The sequence below is a fragment of the Erwinia sp. MYb416 genome, assembly GCF_037479575.1.
GTDB lineage: Bacteria > Pseudomonadota > Gammaproteobacteria > Enterobacterales > Enterobacteriaceae > Erwinia > Erwinia rhapontici.
This window is the reverse complement of the sequence record NZ_JBBGYT010000239.1, coordinates 1-847: the sequence shown is the minus strand read 5'-3', so window position 1 is coordinate 847 and position 847 is coordinate 1. Positions and strand designations below refer to the sequence as shown.

Below are 847 nucleotides of genomic sequence, written 5' to 3'. Positions count from 1 at the left end.
CAACATGGTCGGTCAGTGATTTCTGTTATTTAGAAGATCTGTTTGTGGCCCCCAATAGTCGGGGTAAACAGACAGGAAAACATCTGATTGAATATGTGCAAGGGCAGGCCCGCGAGCGCCAGTGTGGACGCTTATACTGGCATACCCAGGAAAAGAACGTAACGGCACAGAGGCTTTATGACTGGGTGGCCGAAAAACCGGGGGTTATCGAGTACAGAATGCCTCTCTAAACATGCGTGAGTAAGAAGCTAATGGCTGCCAGCTCTCCCTGCCTGGCAGCCTGCTCCAGCCTCCTGACTCAGGGGGCTGCGCCATATAAAGTCGTTGCGCGGCGTGGTTGGAGTGCCATTCTTCTGCGACGGCAGTCAACGGGAAAATAAGCCAGGTTTCGATCATAAGACCTCATGAAGACGTCCGAAATTATGTTAAATGCAGTGTTGGACTGTGCTTCGCCATTTGCACCCTGCGGTGATATGTCGGATGGTAACCCTCTCAATGATGTGAAGAGTATTCTTCTGGTTTACGCAGCGCAGGCGCAGCCATGTTCCTGACACTGATACGGCTGTGAGTGGTATTACTTCACTTTACGACAGGATGTTATGCATGCCTATTTTACATACAAAACATGGCGATATCGATTATCAGGATGTTGGCAGCGGCGATACGACGCTGTTTCTGATGCCGGGTTGGTGCCAGCCGAAGACCGTGTTCAATGAATTCTCTGCGCTGGCCGCCGCTTCTTTTCGGGTTGTCACTCCAGACTGGCGGGGCCATGGGAAATCTTCCACCGATGGTCAGGATTTTGACGGGGCAGCGTTATTCGCTGACGCTTTGGCACTCATTGAAC

Annotated in this window: 2 protein-coding genes; both read left to right on the top strand. The window is 51.5% G+C overall.

The annotated features are described in order from the left end of the window. The coding region (locus WH277_RS02220) for a GNAT family N-acetyltransferase (protein ID WP_339504158.1) at positions 1–230 on the top strand (230 nt) is incomplete at its 5' end. 373 nt (positions 231–603) lie between these two features. After that, positions 604–847: alpha/beta fold hydrolase (locus WH277_RS02215; protein ID WP_339504156.1), on the top strand; the 244-nt coding region annotated here is incomplete at its 3' end.